The following is a 23,443-nucleotide window of genomic DNA, read 5'->3' as shown; positions in this document are numbered from 1 at the left end:
TCTGTTTCATGAGGTCTCAATTTCAAACTTCAATTTAGCTTCAGACTGATCTTCCCAGATCAAATAGGCCGAGAAAGACTTTCCCGATTTCGATTTAAAACCTTTAATCAACGGAGTCTTCCCCTTCTTCAACAAGCTTTTGATTTGATTTGGAGTAAGCACCTTACCACAGATCGGAGTTTTCCAGAGGACAAAATGACATCCTTGTCTCCAATTCGAACACCCAAACCCCTTCTGGCCTTCGATCACCTCTGCACCGCACTTAGGACAGTTCCCTAATGCTAGCACTTGACTCTTGTTTGTTACTTTATTTTCATCGACCTGCTTCGAGGACTCTCGAACCTTATTTTCTTTCTTACGAGCAGTTCTTGCTCTTGGCTCCTCTTTTCCTTTACCCTTTATTGAAGCATGTGCCGTCGGTGCAAGAGCCAAAGGGGTTTTACCGTGTCGTTGTTCGAAGGAACGCAGTTCCTTAATAATTCGTCCAATTGCATCTTCTACTTCTGTCATATACTGTTCGATGCTTAGTTCCCCTTTTTCCACTTTAGAAAGATCAAACTCCATTTGTCCAGTCATTTCCGCACTAATAAGGAGCTGAGCCTGAGGAAGTTTTTCCTTAATCAGTCGAATAAGTTCGACCCCTTTTTCTGTGGGTTTCAAAGCCTTATGATCCTGCAGTATGTATCCCCTGTCAATTAAGTTTTCCATAATAGCCGGACGAGTCGCCACAGTACCTAACCCTTTCCCTTTCAATTGCTGACGGAGCACCTCATCATCAATCTGCTTGCCTGCACCTTCCATGGCTTTGAGAAGGTCTCCTTGGGTAAAGCGTTTTGGCGGTTTTGTGCTCTTTTCTTCGCTGAAAACACGTTTGGTCTGCACATCTTCCCCCTTACTCAAAGGAGGCAGAGTTGCGTTCTCATCCTCTGTCTGCTCCCGCTTGTCCTTCTTCTTGCCTTTTTTGACACCCTCATCCTCTAAATCATCTGGGTCGTAAATTTTCTTCCATCCCAGGCTTAATAATACCTTGCCTTTGGTTCGAAAAGATTCACCCTCGATCATTGTTACTACATCCGTCTGATGATATTGAGCAGGGGGAAACCAAACAGCCAGAAAACGTCGAACGACTAAATCATAGAGGTTCTGTTCTTCACGATTGAGCTTATGAATGGCGACTTTTTCAGTCGTCGGAATGATGGCATGATGGGCAGTGATCGTATTGATTACGCGTTTACCTTTAGGCACACCTAATAGACTGGCTTCATCTGCCAAATTCGAATAGGGCTCTTGGTGTACCGCTTTAAGATGATCTGGCAACTTTGGAACAATGTCTTCTGAGAGATAAGCACAATCAGTTCGTGGGTAAGTAATAGCTTTTTTCTCATAGAGTGACTGGGCTAATTGGAGAACCTTTTCCGCACTAAACCCATATTTTTTGGAAGCAGCAATCGTCAGCGAGGTTAGATCAAAGAGCAGGGGCGCAGGCTCCTGTACGTTTTTTTGTTCTATTTTAGTAATTCTTCCTAGTTTTCCTTGAGTTCTGGCTACGATCTTCTCGGCAACTTGAGAATCTGTAATCCGTTTTGAGTCCTCGCTTGGATCAAACCATTTACCGAGATACTCCCCATTTGCACTCGAAAATTCAGCCCTGACTTCAAAGAACGGCTGAGCAACGAAGCGTTCAATTTCCCATTCTCGCTCGACAATCAACGCAAGTGTCGGGGTCTGTACTCTCCCTATAGAAATAACATTGGGTTTTTTCCTTACAGCATCGAAGCTCCCAAATAAGGCGGTAAACCCTTCTGTCAAATTCATTCCGAAATCCCAATCTGCAAGCGCGCGGCCATTTCCTGCAGCTGCCAATCCTGCCACCGATTCTGCGGAACGAAGGCTTTTCAATCCTTCTTGTATAGCCGCAGTTGTCAGCGAGGAAATCCACAGCCTCGACAAGGGCTTATTACACTTAGCGGCATCCCATACTTCCTGAAAAAGCAACTGCCCCTCCCGGTCAGCATCCGTTCCACAAATAATCTCTCCAATGTCCGAAGACCTTAACCAATTTTGGATTACTTCATATTGTTTAGCAGCTCCGGGTTTAACCACCCGACGAAAGGCCTGCAAACTGGGTAAGACTGGTAAACGATTTAAACTCCAGCGTTTCCCTACTTGATCCAAATCCATATATGCTTCAGGACGCTCTAGCTCTAAAAGGTGTCCATAGCACCATGTGATCACATATTTTTCATTTTCCAGGTACCCGTCGCCTCTTCCTCTTGCTCCCAGTGCTGCAGCGTATTCACGAGCTTGCGAAGGCTTTTCTGCGACTATAAGTGTTCTTTCCATTCCTAAGCCTCTCTTTATACATTAACTGTCTGTAAACTTGTTACGATATAACATGATGAAGTCTAAATCATATACTGAGCAACATGTTTTAGATATTATAATCTCAAACTATTATATCTTAACACAGAGACATTTTATAGGATATATGGGGCAGCTTTTATCTCCGACCCAATTGATCCGCCCTATCATCGAAAGTGGAACATATAAGAAATAAAAAAACAAAAGGTGCTGATCATATCTCTACGGTCAGGCACCTCTAAATAAGACTTGGCAAACACTACTTTTAAAATATTAAATTATTATTCTAGATACCTCACATCACGCTTCTGAACTCCAAGACCCTAGATAAGCTTCCTGCTCTTCCGTTAATTTATCAATCGATAAACCTAGTGATTGAAGTTTTAACATCGCTACTTTTTCATCTATTTCTGTATTTACTTGATAGACCTTAGGCTCTAACTTCTTATAATTCATTGCAATATATTCTAAAGACAGAGCCTGTAAAGCAAATGTCATATCCATAACTTCTGCAGGATGCCCATCGCCGGCAGCCAGGTTAACCAATCGGCCTTCGGCCAGAACATATAAGTTTTGACCGTTAGGAAGGGTGTACTCTGTAATATTAGTTCGTGCAGTTCTTTCGGAAACAGAGATTTCTTTTAATTGGGCTACATTAACTTCAATATCGAAGTGTCCTGCATTACACATAATCGCTCCAGATTTCATGACAGCAAAGTGCTCCTTATTGATTACATTCATATTGCCGGTAACTGTTATAAAGAAATCTCCGTGCTTTGCTGCTTCAACCATAGGCATTACTTCGAATCCATCCATCAAAGCCTCGTTTGCTTTGATAGGATTAATCTCGCAAATGATTACTCGCGCTCCTAATCCTTTAGCCCGCAGAGCAACTCCTTTACCACACCAGCCATACCCAGCAACAACAGCTGTTTTACCAGCCACTACCAAATTAGTCGTGCGCATGATTCCATCCCAAACGGATTGTCCGGTACCATATCTGTTGTCAAATAAATACTTGCATTGAGCGTCATTGACGGCTACCATCGGAAACTTAAGAACCCCATCTCGAGCCATAGAATGCAAACGTAAAACACCAGTTGTCGTCTCTTCGGCTCCGCCCTTAACTTTTTGCAGGAGTTCAGGACGAGTTGTGTGGATGGTTGAAACTAAGTCTCCCCCATCATCGATGATAAAATCGGGTTCGGTATCGAGCGCCAACTGCAGATGAGAATTATACTCTTCTTCTGTCGCATTGTACCAAGCATGGGCCCCGATCCCACTTTGAACAAGAGCAGCCACAACATCATCTTGAGTAGAAAGAGGATTGCTGGCAACCACAGTCACCTCTGCCCCTCCAGCTTTAATCACCTGTGCGAGATAAGCAGTCTTAGCTTCTAGGTGCAAACAAATTACAACTTTCTTTCCTGCAAAAGGCAATTGTTTTTCAAATTCCTTACGTATACTGTTAAGCACTTGCATTCGAGGAATGATCCAATCAATTTTCCGCTGTCCTTCTGATGCTAATGATAAATCTCGAATAGTATAATTTAAATCCATTCTATGATTACCTTCTTTCTTGATTCGCGTTAAGGAACTAGAATTAAAGTATTTTCAACATTAACTCAATTTCAATTCAGATAAAATACGGTCTGGTAAGTATCTATTATATGCAATTAGATCAATTATGTGTTGTCCTTACTAATTATACTCTAAAATTATGAATTTCTTCAACAATTCTTAGATCACCCTATTGTATACGGCTTATTAGAAATAAACAAGGTGGGAGTCTCCTTTGAATTGATCAATGACTCGTCTGTCACTTTTGACCATAACCTTGAAGATAGAAATTTCGCATTCCGTCAATATCCCCTTGGGATAACTCAATTGCTCCACCCATCATTTGCGCAAGAAGAACGATTTGTGCTGATTTTTCAACAACTTGACATATTTTAAATGCTTCATCCAAATCGCGCCCGACCCCCAACATACCATGATTAGCTAACAACACAGCATTTCGGCCTTCTAGTGCTTTAACGGTATTGATGCCTAGTTGCTCTGTACCAGGTAATGCGTATTCATTGACCCGCACATTGCCGCCTGCTATCTGGACTAAGTCTTCAATTGCTCCCGGAATTTCTTTTCGCGCGACTGCCATTGCAGTTGCATAAGCACTGTGAGTATGTACAATGGCCTTGACATCTTCACGTGCTTTATAAATCGATATATGCAAAGGAACTTCAATAGAAGGCTTTCGAATACCATTAACTATATTTCCTTCTAAGTCCATTACCACGATATCTTCAGGCACTAAGTCATCGTAATTCATTCCGGTAGGAGTGATCGCTATGTAATTCTCTCCAGAAATCCGACAACTAATATTCCCCCAAGTCCCAACCGTTAGGTTCGTTGCAAGTATTTCTATCCCCTTTTCGATCACTTTTTTGCGAGCAGTCAATAGTTGGTTCATTTCTTAACCTCCTTTGAAATACCTTCAAAAAGCTCTCCATTCTTTCATCAGAAAGGAGAGGCTTTTCTTAAATATTGCAATTTATATCCTAAACCGATACCCCGCGCCCCAAACCGTTTCAATGTATTGATAATTTGGCTCTTTTGATGTTCCTTTCGTGCAGTACGTTTCTACATATTGAGGATTAGATAAGTCACTCTCAATTTTTTCGCGTATTCGAGCGATATGAACTGTGACTGTGGCAGAGTCACCTAAAGCATCCAAACCCCAAACACGTTCAAATAACTCCTCACGCCCAAAAACCCTGTTTGGATTTTGAGCTAAATACAAGAGTAAGGCATATTCTTTCTGGGCCAGATTAACTTCCTTGCCGAGAGCAAAAACTCTGCGTGAATCCTTATCGATTTTAAGTCCGCGAATCGTCAAAATGTTTGACTTCTTAACCCCTTCGCTAAACCGAAGTTTGAGCCTCTCATAATTTTCCAAATGGGCTTTTACTCTCGCCACCAGTTCGCCTGGACTAAAGGGTTTCGTTATGTAATCATCAGCCCCTAAACTTAGCCCTTTGATCTTGTCAATTTCTTCTTTTTTAGCGGATACTAAAATAACAGGTACATCTTTATCTTCTTTCAAACTTCGTAAAATCTCTAAACCATCCATTCCCGGCAGCATAATATCCAGAATGAGCAGATCAACCTCATTCTCTTGGAACGCTCTTAATCCTTCAATTCCATTGTCATGGACGCTAACTTCAAAACCGGCAACTTCCAGATAGTCCTTTTGTAACTCTGCAATACTTGAGTCATCTTCAATGATTAATATCTTCTTGTTCATTGCTTTCCCCCATCATCATGACTTACTGAGCGAGATCATGATACTGGTCCCTTCTTTTCCATGGCTGACAGCCCATACCCTTCCATTATGCCCTTCAATGATCTGCTTTGCAATGGCCAGTCCTAACCCGCTGCCTTTGGTTCGAGCTGCATCCGCCCGATAGAATCTATCAAAAATATGAGGTAAATCTCCTTCATTGATCCCGGAACCATTATCACGAAGCTCAACGATGATACTGGCAACAGTTTCTCTGAGAATGATGTTAATATCACCTTGATCATTGCTCATGTACTTACGAGAATTATCCAGAATGTTCATAATGACTCGTTTCATTCTTTCTCGATCTAACAGGACATTTCGCTTATGATTCAGCTCATTGTGAAAGGAAATCACGATATTATTACTTTCTAACTCCGGTTCATTTTCTAGTATACACTGCTGGAAATACTCTGCGATGTCTACTCTCTCAAAATCAAAAGGAATCTGGTTTAAATCCAGTTTGGCATAAAGTAAAAGATCGTCAATCATTTGATCAATTTGGTGAGCCTTTAAGGCTATAGTCTTTAAATAGCGTTCCACTTTATCCGGATTACTGGCTATCCCATCCAAAATACCTTCTACATAGCCTTTGATGGAGGTTACAGGGGTCTTTAAATCATGAGAGATACTAGAAATGAGCAACTTTCGATTATCCTCATACTTCAATTGAGTGTGTACTGACTCTTTTAGCTTAATGCGCATAAGTTCCAAATCACGACACAACTCTTGAATTTCCCGATCCCCTTCCTCAACAATCGAGTAGTCGAGATTCCCTTTAGCTATTTCTGCAGCAGCACTTTGCAAGGTATATAGAGGATTAATAATACTTCGTGAAAATTGATAGGAGACAATAATATTCGTTACCGCAAAGGTAATTAAGAACGTAATAGAAACTAGTGCGATTAAACCCGTAAAACTTGTCTCCCACCGATCTACAGGCACGAGTAACAGCAAACTCCCTTTAGAGCCTTCTTTATACATAAGATCTGTAACAAAGACAGTATATGAAACATCATTGATAACAACAGGCTCGTTCCTTCCCTTAATATTCCCTGCCGCTAAACTTTTGGCCACTTCAATTTTAGAAAACTTCTTGGAGGAAAATTCCACTTCGTCATCCTTGATCAACACAAGCTCCCCATGAATCTCAGCAAGCTGTTCAAGGAGATATTTCATATAACTCTCTTCTTCCAAAACCTCGGGTGTCCGTTTCCAGGTGCTAGTTTCATTGATAAGCTTAACCTTGATCATTGACTGTTTTTGTTGATGTTCATAAGAAATCCCGCTTCCGAATAACTTGTCGAAGACAAAAAAAGCAACCAATGCAACTAGAACAGTAATGATCATAGGAATGATTACTGTCGAAGCATTGGCTAAAATTAGACGTGTTTTGAGTTTCATACCGTCACCTTAAAATTCCTTTTTATCAAAGATATAGAACCCTGCCGTAAACAACATGATCCCAGACCCGAGCATGATTAAAAACTGACGCAAAATCTTTAAGATTGGAAAAGAATTTACCAGAAATAGATTATACCAGTCAAGTTGAGTCGTCAAGAACAAACTTGAATACTGAGAAAAAAGTACACCAAGCACTTTTAAGGCAAGGAATGTTAAAATGGATACAAAAAAGACAGCTATTCCGCTCTTGAAGATATTTGCCAACAGGGCAATAGCTAAGGCCAAAACAGTCAACGGAAGCAAGCTCACGAAGTAGGAAAACACAGTTCTGCCCAATGAATCAAGTGTCGCCGAATTTGTATTAAAGATAAATCCAGCCAGCAGAGAAAAAACAAGGAGCAGAAGAAGAGCTCCCAAGATAAATAAGACAATAGATGTGATTTTTGCTGTGTAGATCTTAAATCGACTGACAGGTCGAGTCAGAGTGATGCGCATACTGTTTTGAGTAAACTCACCTGAGAAACTGTCAATTGCAACTAAGGCTGTAAAAAGTGGCAGAATGGTATTGACCACAACCGATAGAACAAGCATTGGGAATTCTACACTGCCCGTTCCTCTAAGTCCAAATCCGCTTCTTACTCCTACAATCACCAATTGCCCAATAACAATTACTGCAAGAGACAGCAAAATGGCAACTAAGACTTTTTTCTTTTTATAGAGCTTCTCCAGTTCATTAAGAAGCGCTGCTTGAAACACGGCCATTTCTCTCTACCTCACTTACAAAGTAATTCTCAAGTGTCGCATAGTTTTTCAAAATCGTTTGAGTGTTTTCGACATTTAATATTTTTCCATTGTAGATTACCCCGATGCGATTACAGGTTAACTCTACATCATGGATCAAATGACTGGAAATGAAAAATGTAGTCTGTTCCTTTTCCGCTAAATGCTGGATCATCTTGCGAATATCAATCATACCCTCGACATCAAGCCCATTTAAGGGTTCATCAAGAATGACAACCTGAGGTCTCGACAATACGGCTGCTGCAAGTCCCAAGCGCTGTTTCATGCCAAGAGAAAACTTTTTCGACTTTTCATGCTTAAATTTAAGCATTCCCGTCAGTTCAAGAACCTCATCAATTCGTTTATGATCAACACCAGGATAATAGCGTGCTAGTTGTCTTAGATTATCAAAGGCACTCAGATAATGATAAGACTCTGCAATTTCAATCAGACATCCTACCTTTGCCATGGCCTTCTCATACTCTTCCGTTACACTGTGTCCTAAAATTCTAACATCACCCTGTTCAGGTCGGATAAGCCCTGTCATAATCTTCATGGCCGTCGTTTTTCCTGCCCCGTTCGGTCCAAGAAAACCAAAGATATCCCCTTTATAGATGTCCAAATTCAGATCGTAAATTCCGCGACCATTTCCATAAGATTTGGTCAGGTTCATGATCTCAATAACTTTCTCCATGCTCAACCTCCATCGTGAGAAACTAATGCGACTGCCGGGATATATCCCGGCAGTCATCACCTTTTCATTGTGACTTACGCTCTTAATCTAAAACTGGACTAAAGGATGAATTAAACATCAAACCTCTTCCGAAAGATCCATTGAAATTATCAATATTAAAGTTTACTTGGCCTTCATACTCACTCAGATAGATATGACCTCGTACTTTATCTCCAGAATCGTTTGTGCCTTCAAAATTCGCACTCGTTTTTTGCTCTTGTTCAAATTTGGCTTCAAATTTGAAACTGCTCAAACTTGTTGCGTATTCTTCAAATCCGGGCTTAAACTCTGAGTAATATCGGCCCTCAACACTCTTTCCGTCGATTTGAGTAATATCTACAAACCGCTCACCGACTTTGACAAACTTGCTATCTTTCTCAATTATGATGTCGTTTTTGAATTTGCCTACGAACTTCTCTGGATTAGACATTTCAGCATCTCCATATCTGGCAATGTCCTTAACAACTTTCTTCCCCGTAAGATCAGGCTTAGTGACCGTTGTGGTGTTAATGCCCGTCACTTTAACTAGAGCTTCAAGCGATATATCATGGACAGTCCCTTGCTCATCTTTACCCGACAATACTGCAGTTCCCAGGATACTTTCCATCACGCCATCTGCGTTTACTTTTGCTGAACCTTTTACCTCTTTGACAAAGACATCCTTGGTCAGACGAGGCATCTTGCTGTTATTTTGATTGCTATTTTGATTATTAAACTCTTGTTTCAACTGAAACGAAGCAACAGCATTGACTAAAGACGGGATTTGCACCTCTGTTAGAGATCCTGTGATTGCTTTGCTTCCATCCGTATTTTCAGTAACTACGACATGATCTTTAAGACTTCCTACTATCGCATCGACTATTTTTTCAACATCAGCGGCTTCATCTTCCTTGAAAGGATTAGTAAAAGGATCGTCTTTTCTTTCCTTGGTAAATTCAGTCACATAGTAAGTCGGGTCATTCTCACTTACCCGAATCATGGTCGTCTTGTCTGAATAACTCTGAGAAGATCTTTTATCCCCGTTTAAGCTTAAACCTGAAGATATGTTTTCAGAAGCATCCTTTGTTCTATCGACCTTTAGAGTTTCGTTACTAGACTCTAACGTCTTTCCATTATCCTTCAAAGCCATTGAATAATCCAGGGTGAAACTGTCGAACTTTTCACTGGCTTGTTCAGTTGTTAGCTTAATCGCACCCTTAAGTTCATCATACCCGCTTTTACTTGCAATGTCGGCTAGAGCTGTTGTTGCTAACAACAGTGTTCCAACCGTGAAACTTACAAGCATCACTGATTTCTTTTTGAATTTCATCTTGTCAACTCCCTATATATTTTTAAGACCCTATATATATTCTAACCTAGTGGTCTTGATTTTCCCTAAACAGTATATAAACAAATTATAAACTATTCCCTTCCCTCTTAGACATACATTTCAACTGCGGCAAATTAAATTGTTATAGAAAGAAGGCTTCCAAGTCATTAAAGTGAGGGGTCGCTTGGAAGCCTTCCTGATTTCGAAATAATACTTCTTACTCGCAACTGCCTAAAATAATCTAACAGCAGTACAGCATATCACACCTTGTTCCACGGTCCGAGATGAATACAAAAAATCCCGATTAGTAGCTAATTAATGAAGCCATTAAGATCCCAGTTGCTAAGCTTAAACAGAAAGAGAAGAATCCTACAGCAATATTTCCATTCGGAATTTCATGGCGAACTTTGAGCATAGGAGTTAATACCTCAAAGAGCCAGTAAACGATTATCAGGGAGATCGTCCCTGTCAATGTCCAAGCAATCATGTCCCAGATGCCTATAGAGTGGTAAATAGCGGATGCAAGCAAAATGGCTGTTCCTAATACCTTGCCCCCTAAATCAAATGCCACAGCTTTTGCCGCAGAAACTTTGCGATGATTTTCCAGATCATCTCCATCAGCTAGAATTTTAAACTCTTTATAAGGTGTTGTGAATGTAAAAAGCATCACAGAGAAAATCATTAAGGGAATTGTAACTCCTAAATACATTAAAAAGTTTATTAAATACATGAACCCAATTCCACCTCACTCTACTTTTATTCCCGTTGGTAAGAAACACGCCAGATTACCAGTTATTCTCCCTCCGATTCGTGCACTGATGGCCGAAGCTTTACCTCCAACTAAGAAAGATCCCCAAAGTAACCTGCCTGTGAACAGCCCAATTTCTGTATTGCATTCAACGTTTTCCATTTCAACTCGTTTCTGATAAACCATAGGTTGATCCCAATAATCATTGTCTTTGTCCCGTTCTACCAGTGTACCATCCGCTTCATGCAAACAAACAGCACCACCTTCTCGACCAAAGATGGGCTTTGTTACATAAGGATACTTATTTATAAACTGATTTTCCATGTAAGTAGGCAGCATATACTTCTCAATCATCTGGTGTTCCTCAGTGGTATAGAACTCTCCGACTTCATGCAGATTCCAGATAAGGCTAAGGAGTGCTTTCGATTGAGCTACGAACGCTGATGGCGGATTAATGATTGCCAGCTTACCTCTAGCCACGAGATCAAGTACATGGGCACCCGTAGGATATTGATCTTGTTCATCACGTTCCACAGCCAGTTTCTCAAGGGCATGAAGACGATACCAGACGTCAATAGGCACAAGCTGTTCGTCAATTAACGCGCACAAACGATCGCCCGAAATACGCAGATCTTCAAGCGCAACAAATGTTGCCGGCAAACCGGATTGATCCAGCAAATACCTTACTGTATCCCTATCCTCATTGTGCCAGCCTAAAGCACTAAATACTATAGAGTCAGTAGCATAACCTAGCTCCTTGTATGATTCAAGAATTGTCTTAAAGGCTTCTTTGATATGTACTTCCATACCATCATTTATGCTTCTTGCGCCAAAATAGGAGCAGGCTTTATGGTTAGCATAGAAGGCTTCAACAACACTCGTTGGTGTGTCTGAGTTAAACTCAATCATCTTGAGTCCCTCAACCGTATTAATAAAATCAAATCGGCCTATTACCGTGACTATTTCAGGTTTTAGAAGAATACGAGCCGTAGTAAGCACCTCATGAGGTATTCCCAATGCATGTAATAGTGTGTCATCAGCAGTTTGTACCGCATAGACAGTTTTGGCAAAAATTTTACCCAAGGCTTCTGTGGCGAAGGCAATTTCTCCGCGAAATTCTTGAGTAATATAATGAATTCCAGCCAGCCCATATTCTACACCATCCAAGCGATCCCAAGAAAATACAGAACGCATCGGTCCATAAAGTCGTTCTCTGATTTCCTCATAGGACAACTCAGCTTGCACTTGAGCCACCTCCTCCAATCCCGCCATGTGTGCCGCTTGAAATTCCAGTTGAACTCTTTGAACTGCTCCCAGATGAAATACCGGCATTACTATTCGTCGAACCGGGATTATTTGTAGTTCCTGAACTGTCCGTGTTTGGATAACTGGATCCACCGCTAGTAACCCCTGATGGCTGTACAGGACGTATTCTACTGGAAGAATGCTTCCTGGAAAAACCGAACGGGGCTAAAAACATACCAAAAAAGCCATCATCATCGTCATCTTCTTCAACCGTGATTGGATTACCTTCTTGATCAAAAACTTGCTGTTGCTGCGGAGCACATGCAACGGTTCCAAACACTAAAGCAGTTGAAAGAAATAAACTCACCATCTTAGAACTCTTGTTCACCTAGTTTCCCCTTTCAAAATTAATTTAACGTGTTTTAATTGCATAAAGAACATATCTCTGTCGGTCCTCATCGACTTCAAAAGAAGTCTTTTCCCACTCTACACCACCTAATGTTAAGTAATTGCATTGTGCGAGAAGAGCCAAGTCAGATAATGAAGTAAATTCTAAATTTGTTATGATAGGATATTCAGATGCATACTCAATAAATTCTCTTATTTCTAAGACAATATAACCCATAGCCGCTTTCGATAATCGATTGTTTAGTAACGGTTTTTCATCTTCTGAAAGTTTAACATAGATAATATAGAGTGGGACCTCAATTGCATTCGAAGTTTTTTCGTAAACGACACCATCCTTGACCAAGTAATCCGCTAAGAAGCGAACCATAACTTCGTCTTTATCGATAGATTTGAAGTGATAAAGCGCCGGAAAATTCTTTTGCTCGTCGAAGAGCCGATACTCCAGTTGTTCCATATCATTATCCTTTCCCAAACGAGACTATTTTCCTAATATATTCTACATTATAATTGGAAGTCCTGCCCCTCAGGCCACTTTCGAAAATATCGTAAATTCATTTTACAAAATTTTGATGAAAATCACCACCCTTAAAGCTCATCTTAAAAGTATTAATACTATCAATTATCATCTAAAAAAAGAGCCAATCACAAGTGTGATGGCTCTTTTGGTTTGGACTGTAACCGAATAAACAAAACCTAGAGGCTTATACGCAACCGGTTGGTTTAGGAAGTCCAGCAATTTTACAAGCACCTTTTCCTGGGCCAGCTGGGAATAGTTCATAGATTTTCTTTTGGTCATAACCAGTGTCTTTAACCATTTTACGAACCATTGGTGCAACACCAAACTGCTCATAATAGTCACGGAGATAGTTGATCATTTTCCAATGATCTTCAGTAAGTTCTTCAACTTCCTCAGTAGCAGCAAGAGCATGAGCTACATCTTCATTCCATGCTGAATGATCCTCAAGAAAACCGTCTTCGTCCAGTTCAACAGTTAAATCGCCGACTTGTAATTGAGCCATAATTCAAATTCCTCCTTATGTGTGTTTATAAAATTGATACTGTTTGAGCTTAAGTTACCGGATTTTGTACTGTCTATCCACATTCGTGATTTTACAGTTTCAATTCGTGCTGGGACAGCACGTTCTGAATGATAATCCCTCACCCCCCAAACAAGCATCAAAGACCATCAATAGCTAACTTTAGCTTGCTTTCTCTTCTCTAACTGATATTGCAACTTTATAGAGTATTGTGATTAGCAACGCTCCAATAGCATAGACACCTAACGTCACCAATATCTCATTAAGAGTCGGTGCATATTCAATGACTCTTTCAAAGGAATTTGGGACAAAACCTGCAACAATTAGGATCATACCTTTATCAATCCAGTTAGCAGTAATGATTGACAATAGGCCGACAGTTAAGGCTGCTCCATTTTTCCGAGTTGGGAAAACGAGCAACGCAATTCCTAAAAATGCTAAGGCAGTGGCTGTCCACATTATGGGAACCAGACTCGTATGACCGTCTAGGCCAAAGAAGATATACCTTAAAGGTGCACTGTATTCTGGGATATTACTATAGAATGCAGTAAATAACTCTAAAATATAGAAGAATACATTGGCAATCATGGCATATCGAACAATTTTTACAAGGGACTGAATTGCTCCCACACCAGGATCTGGATCAAACTTACTGACCTTTTTAACGATAAAGCATAAAAGAATCAGGATTGCCGGACCAGCTGCGAAGGCAGATGCCAAGAAACGCGCTGCCATAATAGCAGATAACCAGAGATGCCTGCCAGGTAAACCGGCGTATAAGAAGGCTGTAACTGTATGAATACTAACAGCCCAAGGGATTGATAGATAAATGATTGGTTTAACCCATTTTGGTGATGGTGCTCCCTTACGTTCAGCACCGAGAGTCGTCCAGCCAACTACTAAGTTTATGAGAAGATACCCGCATAAGACAATCATATCATAAAACATGACTGATCGTGGACTTGGATGGAGGATTACGTTCATAATCCGCATTGGTTGCCCTAAATCTACGAAGATAAATAAGATACACATTATCACAGCTGGTATTGCTAAAAACTCTCCTAGGATAACCATCTTGCCGAATTTCTTAAAGTCATGCAGATAATATGGTAAAACTAGCATAACGGCAGAAGCAGCGACACCCACAAGGAAAGTAAACTGGGCAATATATAATCCCCATGATACATCCCGGCTCATGCCTGTAACACCTAAACCATTGTTAAACTGATTCATATAAGCAAATAAGCCAACAGCGATAACAGCTAATAACAGTGTAACCCAAATCCAATACCTTTTACTGCCCGACAGTGCTTTCTCAAGCATCTTCGCCACCCCCTACCAGGTAGTAAACACTTGGCTGAGTGCCCAATTCCGGTTTACGTCGAATAGTAAATTTCGTGCTGACAATTTTCCGCACTTCTGAATTAGGATCATCTAAATCTCCAAATATTAATCCACCGTTAGATTTTTCCACACAAGCTGGCATGAGACCGTCTGCCAGACGTTCGTAGCAAAAATTACATTTTTCTACGACACCTGGAGTTCTTGTTGGATAATCCGGAGAAATTTCTCCTTCAATAAAGGGCCTTGGATCTCTAAAGTTAAAGCTTCTCGCTCCGAAGGGACAGGCACCCATACAGAATCTGCATCCTATACAGCGATGAAAGTCCATTGCGACAATACCATCCGGTCTCTGGAACGTAGCCTGAGTAGGACATGCCTTCACGCAAGGAGGATTCTCACAATGATTACATAATACCATAAAAGGACTGTGCAATACATGATCATCCAAATATTCGTTATGCCCACCTGCAAAGGTATGATGATAATCATCTTTCCATATCCATTTAATCTCATCTTTTGTGTTTGGGAATTTAGGAACATTATGAAGCTTATGACAAGCTTCAATAACCCCATTAATATCAGCTTCGGTTTTGAATTTACTCATATCGACAACCATAGCCCAACGTTTAGCCGGTAAATCTTTTGGAGCCTTGGCAAATCCAGCTGCTTCAGCAACCTCTTTTTTACGGAAACCGCTAATTATAAAGGAACTCCCTAGTCCCAAAGCAGTGATCATACCAGCTCTTCTCAGAAATTGTCGTCTATTGATGCTCATTTAGTTGCCTCCTTTGGCTCAAAATGGCAACTCCAACATAACGGCTTCACAGCTGAATAATCGTGGCAGGAGGCACAAAATTCAGGTGACTCGTTTAAAGCCGGATTACTCACTCCTGCGGTAGTCGATACTGGATTGTTCAGAACTGCTGGTTTCGAAGCCGACTCAGTTGCATGACATTTTAGGCACGTATCTTGAAGACTAATTTCGAATTCTTTCCCTTGGCTATTAACATAGACTGTCTGACCATTTCGAACTGCTTCTTCTCTCCATTGATTGAGAAGTTGCATATGATTGGCTCGCATAAATTCCGGTGACTCTACACATTGTTGCTCCGATGCCGGCAGTTGTTGGATAGCGGCAGTATTTAGCGCTACATCCGGTCCAGCATTAACTTTCCCCATATTATAGAAGAACGGTATAGTGAAAAGCGCAGCAAAGATAATGAGTGAAGCAAATATTTTTCCGCCTTTATACATTACTCATTACCCCCTTTTCCTGGCAAGTCTTCAAAGCGAAGGTTAGTAGTTCTCTCTTTTTCGCCTTTCATCACCAAGGCATTTGCAACTAGCTCAGTCACACCGGTGACCCCTACCCCTGGATTCCAGTAGTCCATTAGAGCTGGTAAAGCGGCACGGTCAACAGCGCATATGTTGGCCAGCATGTTAACTCCGTGTTTTTCTTTAACGTACTTAACAGCATTGGCCCTTGGGAATCCGCCTCTCATGCGCTGTTCCATATTTTCAGAGGCGTTAAGTCCCGACCCGCTTCCGCAACAGAATGTTTTTTCTCGGATCGTGTTCTCTGGCATCTCATAGAAATTATTGCAAACAGCCTTAATGATTTCTCGCGGCTCCTCGAGCAGTCCCATACCGCGAGAAGGATTACATGAGTCATGATAGGTAACCTTCAGATGGTCATTGCGAGTGGGGTCTAGGTTTAATTTGTTGTGTTTAATTAAGTCAGCCGTAAATTCGGAAATATGAATCATTTTAGTGGATTTAGCATTTTCAAAGACTGTGCCTGTTATTGGCGATACCGGAACCTCCAGGAAGTCTGCAGGACCATGCCAAGTATCCATATATTGATTCAGGACCCTCCACATATGGCCGCATTCTCCGCCAATAATATATTTTACCCCTAATCTTTTTGCTTCTGCATAAATCTTGTAATTGAGTCTCTTCGCCATGTCATTCGATGTGAAGAAACCGAAGTTTCCACCCTCGGAAGCATACGTGCTCCAAGTATAGTCAAGACCAAGTTCGTGGAAAAGCATGAGATATCCCATACAAGTTTGAATCCCAGGTTCACCTAAAAGGTCGCCTGAGGGAGTGACAAACATTATCTCGGCACCTTTTCTGTTAAAGGTAGGATTAACCCTAATACCCGTTATATCCTCAATATCATCTACCATGGATTCAATGTTTCCAGCAATGGCATGAGGCTCTAAGCCAAGGTGATTACCCTTCATGTAACAGGCTGCAGCAGGTCCTGAAATCCAATCAATGTTCAAACCAACTAAATTTAGAAGCTCTCTGCCAATGATCGTGACCTCTGCTTGGTCGATACCGTAAGGACAAAAAACCGAGCACCGACGACATTCAGTACATTGGAAAAAGTAAGACCACCATTCCTTTAAAACGTTCATGTCCAGTTCTCTGGCTCCTGCTAAACGCCCTAGGAATTTCCCTGATTTCGTAAAATACTTTTTGTAGACGGATCTAATCAGCTCTGCTCTTAGAACCGGCATATTCTTGGGATCACCTGTAGCGATATAAAAATGACATTTATCAGCACAGGCACCACATCTAACGCAAATGTCCATGAAAATCTTGAAAGAGCGATACTTACTGAGTCTTTCAGCCATTCCTTCCAAGATGGTTGTTTCCCAACCCTCTGGTATCTTCCAGTCTTCGTCGGCTGGCGACCACTGTCTTGGGTTAGGTAAGCCTAACGTGAGCAGATCTTTTTCTTTTGATCCCCAGCAAAAGGTACCCGGTTTGAACTCAACTGGTGTATCCATCCAATCCGTTGCCGGTGTCTTAAAATCTATCTTAGATAATTCTCCCGGTTTCGGAAGTTTAACTTTCGGCGCCATCCACGATCACTCCTTTTCTACCGGTATACCAGCTTTTTTCATTTTTTCCCTGAACTCGTCTTCATACTGTTCATAAGTATGAACCTCTACTTCGGGATTCCAGGGATTAATGTGTCTGACCATACGATTGTTACTAATCATGTTGCGCGTTGGGCTCATGAAAATCCCGCCCATGTGCATTAATTTACTCATTGGGAAATAGGCAAAGAGAATACTGACTAAGAAGATATGAATAAAAAACATAGGCCCGATTCCTGTTGGAAGCACTGGTTGAAAAGTAGCTAATCCAATTGCTAATTGCTTAACAGCAACAAGATCTACTTTATAGAAGTAACGCATCAGGATCCCCGAGATTGCTATGCTCATAATCATAAACAGTGGAAAGAAATCTGCAGGAAGTGAGATGTATTTCACCTGTGGAACAAAAATTCTTCTGAGGAACAGATACGTAACTGCGACTAAAATAAAAGCATCTGTTAGATAAATGGCAGGCAACCCGATTTGTAACATTCCGTCAACACTCTCAAGAATTTGCACTGCAAACGGAATAGGCTCTAAGAAAAATCTAAGATGCCTGATGATGATTATGAGGAACGACCAGTGAAAGAACAAACTGCCTAACCAAAGCCATTTTGCCGAGCCGTAGGATAGTTCAGGGCCATTCTGCCCTTCCCTTAATTCAGTCTTAGTATTACGGAACAGCGAGCGAAAAAAGAGGACTTCCATAGCCATTCTGACAATAACACCAAAGGCACTTGTGGGGTTCTCAATCTTATTTTGCTTAATCCAAGGGAGAGATTTTTGCTGACCAATGGTTGTAGGGATACGAAACGGCACTGGAGACCGACCCCATTTAACAACTCGGTAAATAAATCCACCTACAAACATGGCAAAGGCTAAATACGGGATAATAATACCAAAGACAAAATGCAAATTTGTAATAAACGCTCCCATGGTGGCGACTAGAATGAGTAAAATGACTGCGAGGAAAGAAAACAAGACTTTCACTCTACGACCTCCTTCCTTTATTTTTGGTCTTTGTGTTCAAATTCTTGATCTGGAATCTCGGACATTAAATTCGCTTTCTTTAACAGTGAAAAGGTCATTCGTTTTAGCTCATCTGTCCTCAGTTCATAGATCTGTTCTCGGTATTTTACATATATATCAAAGGCAGTAAGCGCCAGATCGTCTATCTTTGATTCAAAATCCAATAATGCATCATAGATCTGGTTCTGCCTTATTTCCTTTCCAAGTTCTTCTCGAACTATTGTTTTGAGTTGGAAGACAAAAGCCATTGCCTTTGCGGGTGTGAAATCCTGAATTGCCCTGACCTTAATAATATCCTCAAGGAATGATACGCTTTCCGAAAAGTCTTCCCCTTTAACGAGTACCTCAATGATGCCTTCAATCCCTATTGTAAATGTGTAACCCACCGGGTTTGCAAACCTGTCTTTTTGATTCATCAAAAAACCTGAGTTGTCATTGGGATACGATGCTATCATTGCATCTAACCATCGACTCGAAATGGCGGTTTTTTTTTCGTTGAATATTTCAATAAACTTTACGTCCAATTTTGACCACTCCTTGTAGTTTAAATAGCAAAATCCATTTTGTCTTTTCTACCAGGAACGTTCAAATCCACCATTTAATACGTCTTTGTAACACAATTCAGTCGATGTTGAATAAAGCTCTGTTCAACATCGACCTATCCTGAGAACGTTTTCACATAAATGGTGTCCTATCTCTCCTTTTAACTATGGCTAACCTCTACTCATAAATAGGAGCGCATCCTCCTTTATCGTTAAACTATTAACAAAGGGGTTAGTAAACCAAAGTTCGAGAAATACATTTGTTCTTATTATCACTATCAGTCTAAGTAATTTTACTTAGCTTGTAAAATTCTTATTTCTTATAGATCAATTAGATAATCGTATTGCGATCATTAATAAGAAAGAGCTACGAAAATATGTAGCTCTTTCTATTACTCGGGCGTCCTTGGCCAGCGTTTATCTTATCCTAAGGCACGTTCCAGGATCTCATTGAGACGATTTACCATTCCCCTGGGGTCTACGATAAGTCCTGCAGCGATTTGAGCATTTTCGAATATCTGTTCTGCAGCAATTTTAGCAAAAGAGTCTTCATTTTTACGAGCAGTATCCAAGCGCTTAATCATGGCATGTGCCGCATTTATTTCTAAGACACTGGGGCCTACATTATTAAGATCCTTATTCATCATTTGCATCATCCGTTGCATACTGTTCGTGCCATACGGACTAAGCACTACTGCCGGACTGTCAACTAAGCGCTTCGACTCTCGCACATCAGTTACCTTACTCCCTAATACTTCTTTGAGCCAACTGGTGAGGTTTGAGACTTCTTCTTCCGAGAGAGCCTCTTCCCTTCTATCCTGCTCTTCGGTATCACCTAAATTCAAATCCGCTTCATCTGCAGAAATAAGTCTTTTTCCCTCATGTTCTCTGATTGCTCCAAAGATATAGTCGTCAATAGCTGCATACGTATATATGACTTCAATCCCTTTGTTTCTGAATACTTCCAGATAGGGGCCAGACTCAATAACTTCACGTGATGGGCCATTGACATAGTAGATTGCTGATTGATCATCTTTCATCCGGCCTGTGTAATCAGCCAGAGACACTAGTTCCCCAGCCTCTGTGTTCGAAGACTCAAAGCGTAATAGTTTAATTAGATCTTTTTGGTGAGTATAATCATTGGCAGCCCCTTCTTTAATGAAGAAGTTAAATTTCTCCCAAAATTCTTTGAACTTCTCCGGCTCTGCTGTCGCTTGGCCGTCCAGAAATTTAAGGAAGCGACTTGTAACAACTTTGTTTAGCTTACTGATCAAGGCACTGTCTTGCATTGTTTCTCTTGAAATATTAAGGGGCAATTCTTCACTGTCTATTACCCCTCTTAAGAAACGCAACCATTCAGGCAAAACCAATGGGGACTTTTCTTGAATAAGAACTTTTTTGCAATAGAGGCTTACCCCAGGCTCCGTTCGTCCAAAACCAAATTGTTCGAGATTCTCCTTAGGAACGAATAATAAAGTATTTATATTTAAAGGAGCATCTGAAGAAAAATGCAATCGAAGGAGTGGTTCATCATGAGCATTAGCAATGAACTTATAGAATTCATTGTAGTCATTGTCTAAAATCTCACTTTTATTTTTGGTCCATAGAGCGTCAACTGTATTTACCTTCTGCTCATTGACCATGATAGGATAAGGTACAAAACTGGAGTACTGCTTAATGACTCGTTTGATAGTTTCTTCCTTGGCAAAGTCATAGGCATCCTCCTTCAGGTGGAGAACCATCTTTGTTCCTCTGACGCGATCCTCCCCTTCAGTAATTGTATAACTTCCGACACCGTCAGATTCCCAAGTAAAGCTTTCACCCTCTTGATGATATGAGCGTGTGTAAATCGTCACTTTATCTGCCACCATAAAGGCTGAATAAAAACCAACTCCGAATTGCCCAATGAGGTTAAGATCCTTTTGATCCCCTTTAGCACTTAAATGTTTAAAGAATTCCTTTGACCCCGAATGAGCAATCGTTCCTAAATTCTCAACTAACTCTTCTTTGGTCATTCCAATTCCGGTATCCGTTATAGTTAATGTATGAGAGTTATCATCCGTATCGATATGGATTTCTAACACTGCGTCTTTATCCTTAACCTCAGGTCCTGTTAACTGCGTGTAACGGAGCTTCTCCATAGCATCGGCGGCATTGGAAATAAGCTCTCTTAAGAAAATCTCGCGATCAGTATAAAGAGAATGAATAACAATGTCCAATAATTGTCTGATTTCTGTTTGGAATTCCTTTGTTTCTACTGCGGTACTCATTGTTTACCTCCATCGTTGTTTAAATATGCAGGGGCACCGACAAGTCGAGCCTCTATCCATAGTTTAATCAAATTTTACCAAAAGTGCAAAGTCTTTTGCAACATTCTAGAGTTAAAGTTCTTGCCCATCGCTAGTAAAGCTTGATTTAAGTACTGCCAGCAGACAGCTTTCAAATTGCAGATCATTTTCAGGCATTCTTTTTTTGGGACCTTTCGTTCTGCCCCCGCTTCTGCGGAATTTCGCTTTGGCCTCTCGTTCCTCCAGTAAAAACTCAATAGTGGAAGGGTTAAACTCTCTTCCTATAGGATTTAAACACTTTACCCCTTTCCCCAATAACATGGCCGCCAGACCCCAATCCTGAGTAACTGCTACATCTCCCCTTTGGGCAAGATTTATAACCCGGATGTCTGCTTCTTGTGAAGAGTTACCTACAACAATATGATTGTCAGATACTATGTTATGGTTAAAACTGGCTACGGTCCAGACAGGGATAGCATAATCACCGGCTAACTTCTGGCAAATCTGTAATACTGCCTTCGGACAAGCATCAGCATCGACGATAATTTTCATAATCTCAACTTCTCTCAACCGATATGTATGAAACACCTCTCGAAACGGACCATATTCTCCTATCGGTTAGGTAATTTTTTCAGACCATCTTCTGTCTGGATCACTTTATTCTCCTTAAGAAGTTTACCTAAAGCTCTTTTGAAGGCTGCCTTACTCATGTTAAGACGACTTTGGATTTCGATGGGACTGCTTTTATCATTAAGTGCTAAAAATCCATCGTGATCTTTAATTCCTTGCAGGATCTTCACGGTATCTGATCCCATTTGAATATGCGAAAGTTCTCTCGGAGACAGGTCAAGCTTGCCATCTTCTCGAACTCGGATCACTCGAGCCTCTACTTGATCCCCTTCTTTTAGTTCTGCGAAATACTCATTAAGAGGAATAAGTCCCATGTACTTATTGTCTACAGCAACAAAAGCCCCAATTTCGGGATTTACGGAGTAGACCGTACCAACAACTTTATCGTCCTTTTGATAAGGCGTACTTGCACTGAGATACTCATAAATTTCTGTCGTAGCACTCAGTCTCTGACTCTTATCTAAATAAACTTTAACTAAATAACTTTTTCCTACTTCAATCGGATACTTCTGTTCCTTAAAAGGCAGAAACAATCCTCTCTCTAAACCCCAATCTAAAAAGGCTCCAATTTTTGTCTTGGCGTTGACCTTAAGGTAGGCTAAATCCCCTAATTTAGCCAGCGGTTTTCTAGTCGTGGCGATTAATCGTTCTTCAGAATCTCGATACATGAAAACCTCTAATTCATCTCCCTCTTTAGCGCCCTCTGGTAATTGTTTAATCGGCAACAAGATATTATCGTGCCTTACGCCTGTACCCGCATCTAAATAGGCACCGAAGGATGTAAAGTTTGCAATCTTAAGTTTATAAAATTTCCCAATTTCAATCATTGTTAGTTTCCTTTCCCTAATGCAATATACCATTCTAATTCTTAGTCCATTAATAGACACACCATGTATTCCCATTCATTATAGCGAAAGGGGGCTCATGGTGCAAAATAATTCAGCTGCCAAAGGTAGTATGTCTTATTTACATATCATTATAATCGTTTAAGTGTTACATTTGCCTTGAAACAGGTTATAAAGCAAAAAGGATTAGCCTAGAGGCTAATCCCAAGTATTTGGATCTATAAAAACATTCTTTTCTGGATCTGAATGACTAATGCTTATGAAAATCCATTATCAAAAGTAATTTGATCTATCAGGCTGCTCGTGACAATTTGGACGACAATATTGACACCCATTGGCGCAACATGGGCCGAATAAACTTAGATTATCTTGTTGTACATTGCGCTCTTCATCACTGAATGACATTCTTGACCATGCTTCTACGGAACTCATTTCGTTCTGATGAGCAAAGGCTTCTTCTTGCAGAGTTTTCATAGACTCAAAATCTCCTTTTCACTAATCTAACATTT

General features: G+C 40.7%; 22 protein-coding genes. All 22 read right to left on the bottom strand.

The genetic code is table 11. The annotated features are described in order from the left end of the window. Nucleotides 1-6: 6 nt before the first annotated feature. Nucleotides 7-2,343, bottom strand: coding sequence for a type IA DNA topoisomerase (locus tag M8E35_RS16250; RefSeq protein ID WP_252470266.1), 2,337 nt, complete (start codon nucleotides 2,341-2,343; stop codon nucleotides 7-9). A 318-nt stretch (nucleotides 2,344-2,661) separates the two neighbouring features. Then, nucleotides 2,662-3,921 carry an adenosylhomocysteinase gene (locus M8E35_RS16245; RefSeq protein WP_252470264.1) on the bottom strand — a complete coding sequence of 420 codons (1,260 nt, stop codon included), beginning with the start codon at nucleotides 3,919-3,921 and terminating at the stop codon, nucleotides 2,662-2,664. Nucleotides 3,922-4,180: 259 nt separating this feature from the next. Beyond that, a complete protein-coding gene (locus tag M8E35_RS16240) occupies nucleotides 4,181-4,831 on the bottom strand; it encodes a class II aldolase/adducin family protein (protein WP_252470262.1) in 651 nt (216 codons plus the stop codon). Nucleotides 4,832-4,912: 81 nt separating this feature from the next. Beyond that, nucleotides 4,913-5,665 (bottom strand): response regulator transcription factor, encoded by a 753-nt coding sequence (locus tag M8E35_RS16235; protein WP_252470260.1) that lies wholly within the window; start codon nucleotides 5,663-5,665, stop codon nucleotides 4,913-4,915. A gap of 15 nt (nucleotides 5,666-5,680) precedes the next feature. Further along, complete coding sequence (locus M8E35_RS16230; RefSeq protein WP_252470258.1) at nucleotides 5,681-7,105, bottom strand: sensor histidine kinase; 1,425 nt, start codon at nucleotides 7,103-7,105, stop codon at nucleotides 5,681-5,683. 9 nt (nucleotides 7,106-7,114) lie between these two features. Continuing rightward, the gene (locus tag M8E35_RS16225) at nucleotides 7,115-7,867 is read right to left on the bottom strand and encodes a DUF2705 family protein (protein ID WP_252470256.1); all 753 of its coding nucleotides are present in this window, start codon (nucleotides 7,865-7,867) and stop codon (nucleotides 7,115-7,117) included. Beyond that, nucleotides 7,839-8,579, bottom strand: a complete 741-nt coding sequence (locus M8E35_RS16220; protein ID WP_073031540.1) for an ABC transporter ATP-binding protein — start codon at nucleotides 8,577-8,579, stop codon at nucleotides 7,839-7,841. The genes M8E35_RS16225 and M8E35_RS16220 overlap by 29 nt, the downstream gene beginning before the upstream one ends. An 82-nt stretch (nucleotides 8,580-8,661) precedes the next feature. Then, nucleotides 8,662-9,927 (bottom strand): hypothetical protein, encoded by a 1,266-nt coding sequence (locus tag M8E35_RS16215; RefSeq protein WP_252470254.1) that lies wholly within the window; start codon nucleotides 9,925-9,927, stop codon nucleotides 8,662-8,664. 304 nt (nucleotides 9,928-10,231) lie between these two features. Beyond that, nucleotides 10,232-10,657, bottom strand: coding sequence for a DUF350 domain-containing protein (locus M8E35_RS16210; RefSeq protein ID WP_252470252.1), 426 nt, complete (start codon nucleotides 10,655-10,657; stop codon nucleotides 10,232-10,234). A 15-nt stretch (nucleotides 10,658-10,672) separates the two neighbouring features. Next, nucleotides 10,673-11,920 carry a glutathionylspermidine synthase family protein gene (locus tag M8E35_RS16205; RefSeq protein ID WP_252470251.1) on the bottom strand — a complete coding sequence of 416 codons (1,248 nt, stop codon included), beginning with the start codon at nucleotides 11,918-11,920 and terminating at the stop codon, nucleotides 10,673-10,675. Beyond that, nucleotides 11,910-12,308 carry a hypothetical protein gene (locus M8E35_RS16200; protein ID WP_252470250.1) on the bottom strand — a complete coding sequence of 133 codons (399 nt, stop codon included), beginning with the start codon at nucleotides 12,306-12,308 and terminating at the stop codon, nucleotides 11,910-11,912. Before M8E35_RS16200 ends, M8E35_RS16205 begins: the two co-directional genes overlap by 11 nt. Before the next feature lie 24 nt (nucleotides 12,309-12,332). After that, nucleotides 12,333-12,800: a hypothetical protein gene (locus M8E35_RS16195; RefSeq protein ID WP_252470249.1), complete on the bottom strand. Its 468-nt coding sequence runs from the start codon at nucleotides 12,798-12,800 to the stop codon at nucleotides 12,333-12,335. Nucleotides 12,801-13,029: 229 nt separating this feature from the next. Next, nucleotides 13,030-13,347, bottom strand: coding sequence for a TusE/DsrC/DsvC family sulfur relay protein (locus M8E35_RS16190; protein WP_073031526.1), 318 nt, complete (start codon nucleotides 13,345-13,347; stop codon nucleotides 13,030-13,032). A gap of 180 nt (nucleotides 13,348-13,527) precedes the next feature. Further along, a complete protein-coding gene (dsrP, locus tag M8E35_RS16185; protein ID WP_252470248.1) occupies nucleotides 13,528-14,688 on the bottom strand; it encodes a sulfate reduction electron transfer complex DsrMKJOP subunit DsrP in 1,161 nt (386 codons plus the stop codon). Then, nucleotides 14,681-15,484, bottom strand: coding sequence for a sulfate reduction electron transfer complex DsrMKJOP subunit DsrO (dsrO, locus tag M8E35_RS16180; protein ID WP_252470247.1), 804 nt, complete (start codon nucleotides 15,482-15,484; stop codon nucleotides 14,681-14,683). Before dsrO ends, dsrP begins: the two co-directional genes overlap by 8 nt. Next, the gene (gene dsrJ, locus M8E35_RS16175) at nucleotides 15,481-15,963 is read right to left on the bottom strand and encodes a sulfate reduction electron transfer complex DsrMKJOP subunit DsrJ (protein WP_073031523.1); all 483 of its coding nucleotides are present in this window, start codon (nucleotides 15,961-15,963) and stop codon (nucleotides 15,481-15,483) included. Before dsrJ ends, dsrO begins: the two co-directional genes overlap by 4 nt. Further along, complete coding sequence (gene dsrK, locus M8E35_RS16170) at nucleotides 15,963-17,582, bottom strand: sulfate reduction electron transfer complex DsrMKJOP subunit DsrK (RefSeq protein ID WP_252470246.1); 1,620 nt, start codon at nucleotides 17,580-17,582, stop codon at nucleotides 15,963-15,965. Before dsrK ends, dsrJ begins: the two co-directional genes overlap by 1 nt. Nucleotides 17,583-17,588: 6 nt before the next feature. Beyond that, a complete protein-coding gene (dsrM, locus tag M8E35_RS16165; RefSeq protein ID WP_252470245.1) occupies nucleotides 17,589-18,590 on the bottom strand; it encodes a sulfate reduction electron transfer complex DsrMKJOP subunit DsrM in 1,002 nt (333 codons plus the stop codon). Nucleotides 18,591-18,607: 17 nt separating this feature from the next. Continuing rightward, complete coding sequence (locus M8E35_RS16160) at nucleotides 18,608-19,153, bottom strand: RsbRD N-terminal domain-containing protein (protein ID WP_252470244.1); 546 nt, start codon at nucleotides 19,151-19,153, stop codon at nucleotides 18,608-18,610. 440 nt (nucleotides 19,154-19,593) lie between these two features. Continuing rightward, nucleotides 19,594-21,441 (bottom strand): molecular chaperone HtpG, encoded by a 1,848-nt coding sequence (gene htpG, locus M8E35_RS16155; protein WP_252470243.1) that lies wholly within the window; start codon nucleotides 21,439-21,441, stop codon nucleotides 19,594-19,596. A gap of 111 nt (nucleotides 21,442-21,552) precedes the next feature. Beyond that, nucleotides 21,553-22,011: a YaiI/YqxD family protein gene (locus tag M8E35_RS16150; protein ID WP_252470242.1), complete on the bottom strand. Its 459-nt coding sequence runs from the start codon at nucleotides 22,009-22,011 to the stop codon at nucleotides 21,553-21,555. Between the two features lie 59 nt (nucleotides 22,012-22,070). After that, nucleotides 22,071-22,916: a CvfB family protein gene (locus M8E35_RS16145; protein ID WP_073031510.1), complete on the bottom strand. Its 846-nt coding sequence runs from the start codon at nucleotides 22,914-22,916 to the stop codon at nucleotides 22,071-22,073. Between the last annotated feature and the right edge of the window lie 527 nt (nucleotides 22,917-23,443).

It is taken from the genome of Desulfosporosinus nitroreducens (assembly GCF_023897015.1).
GTDB lineage: Bacteria > Bacillota > Desulfitobacteriia > Desulfitobacteriales > Desulfitobacteriaceae > Desulfosporosinus > Desulfosporosinus nitroreducens.
The sequence above is the reverse complement of the archived record's forward strand: the minus strand, read 5'-3'. Positions and strand labels throughout refer to the sequence as shown.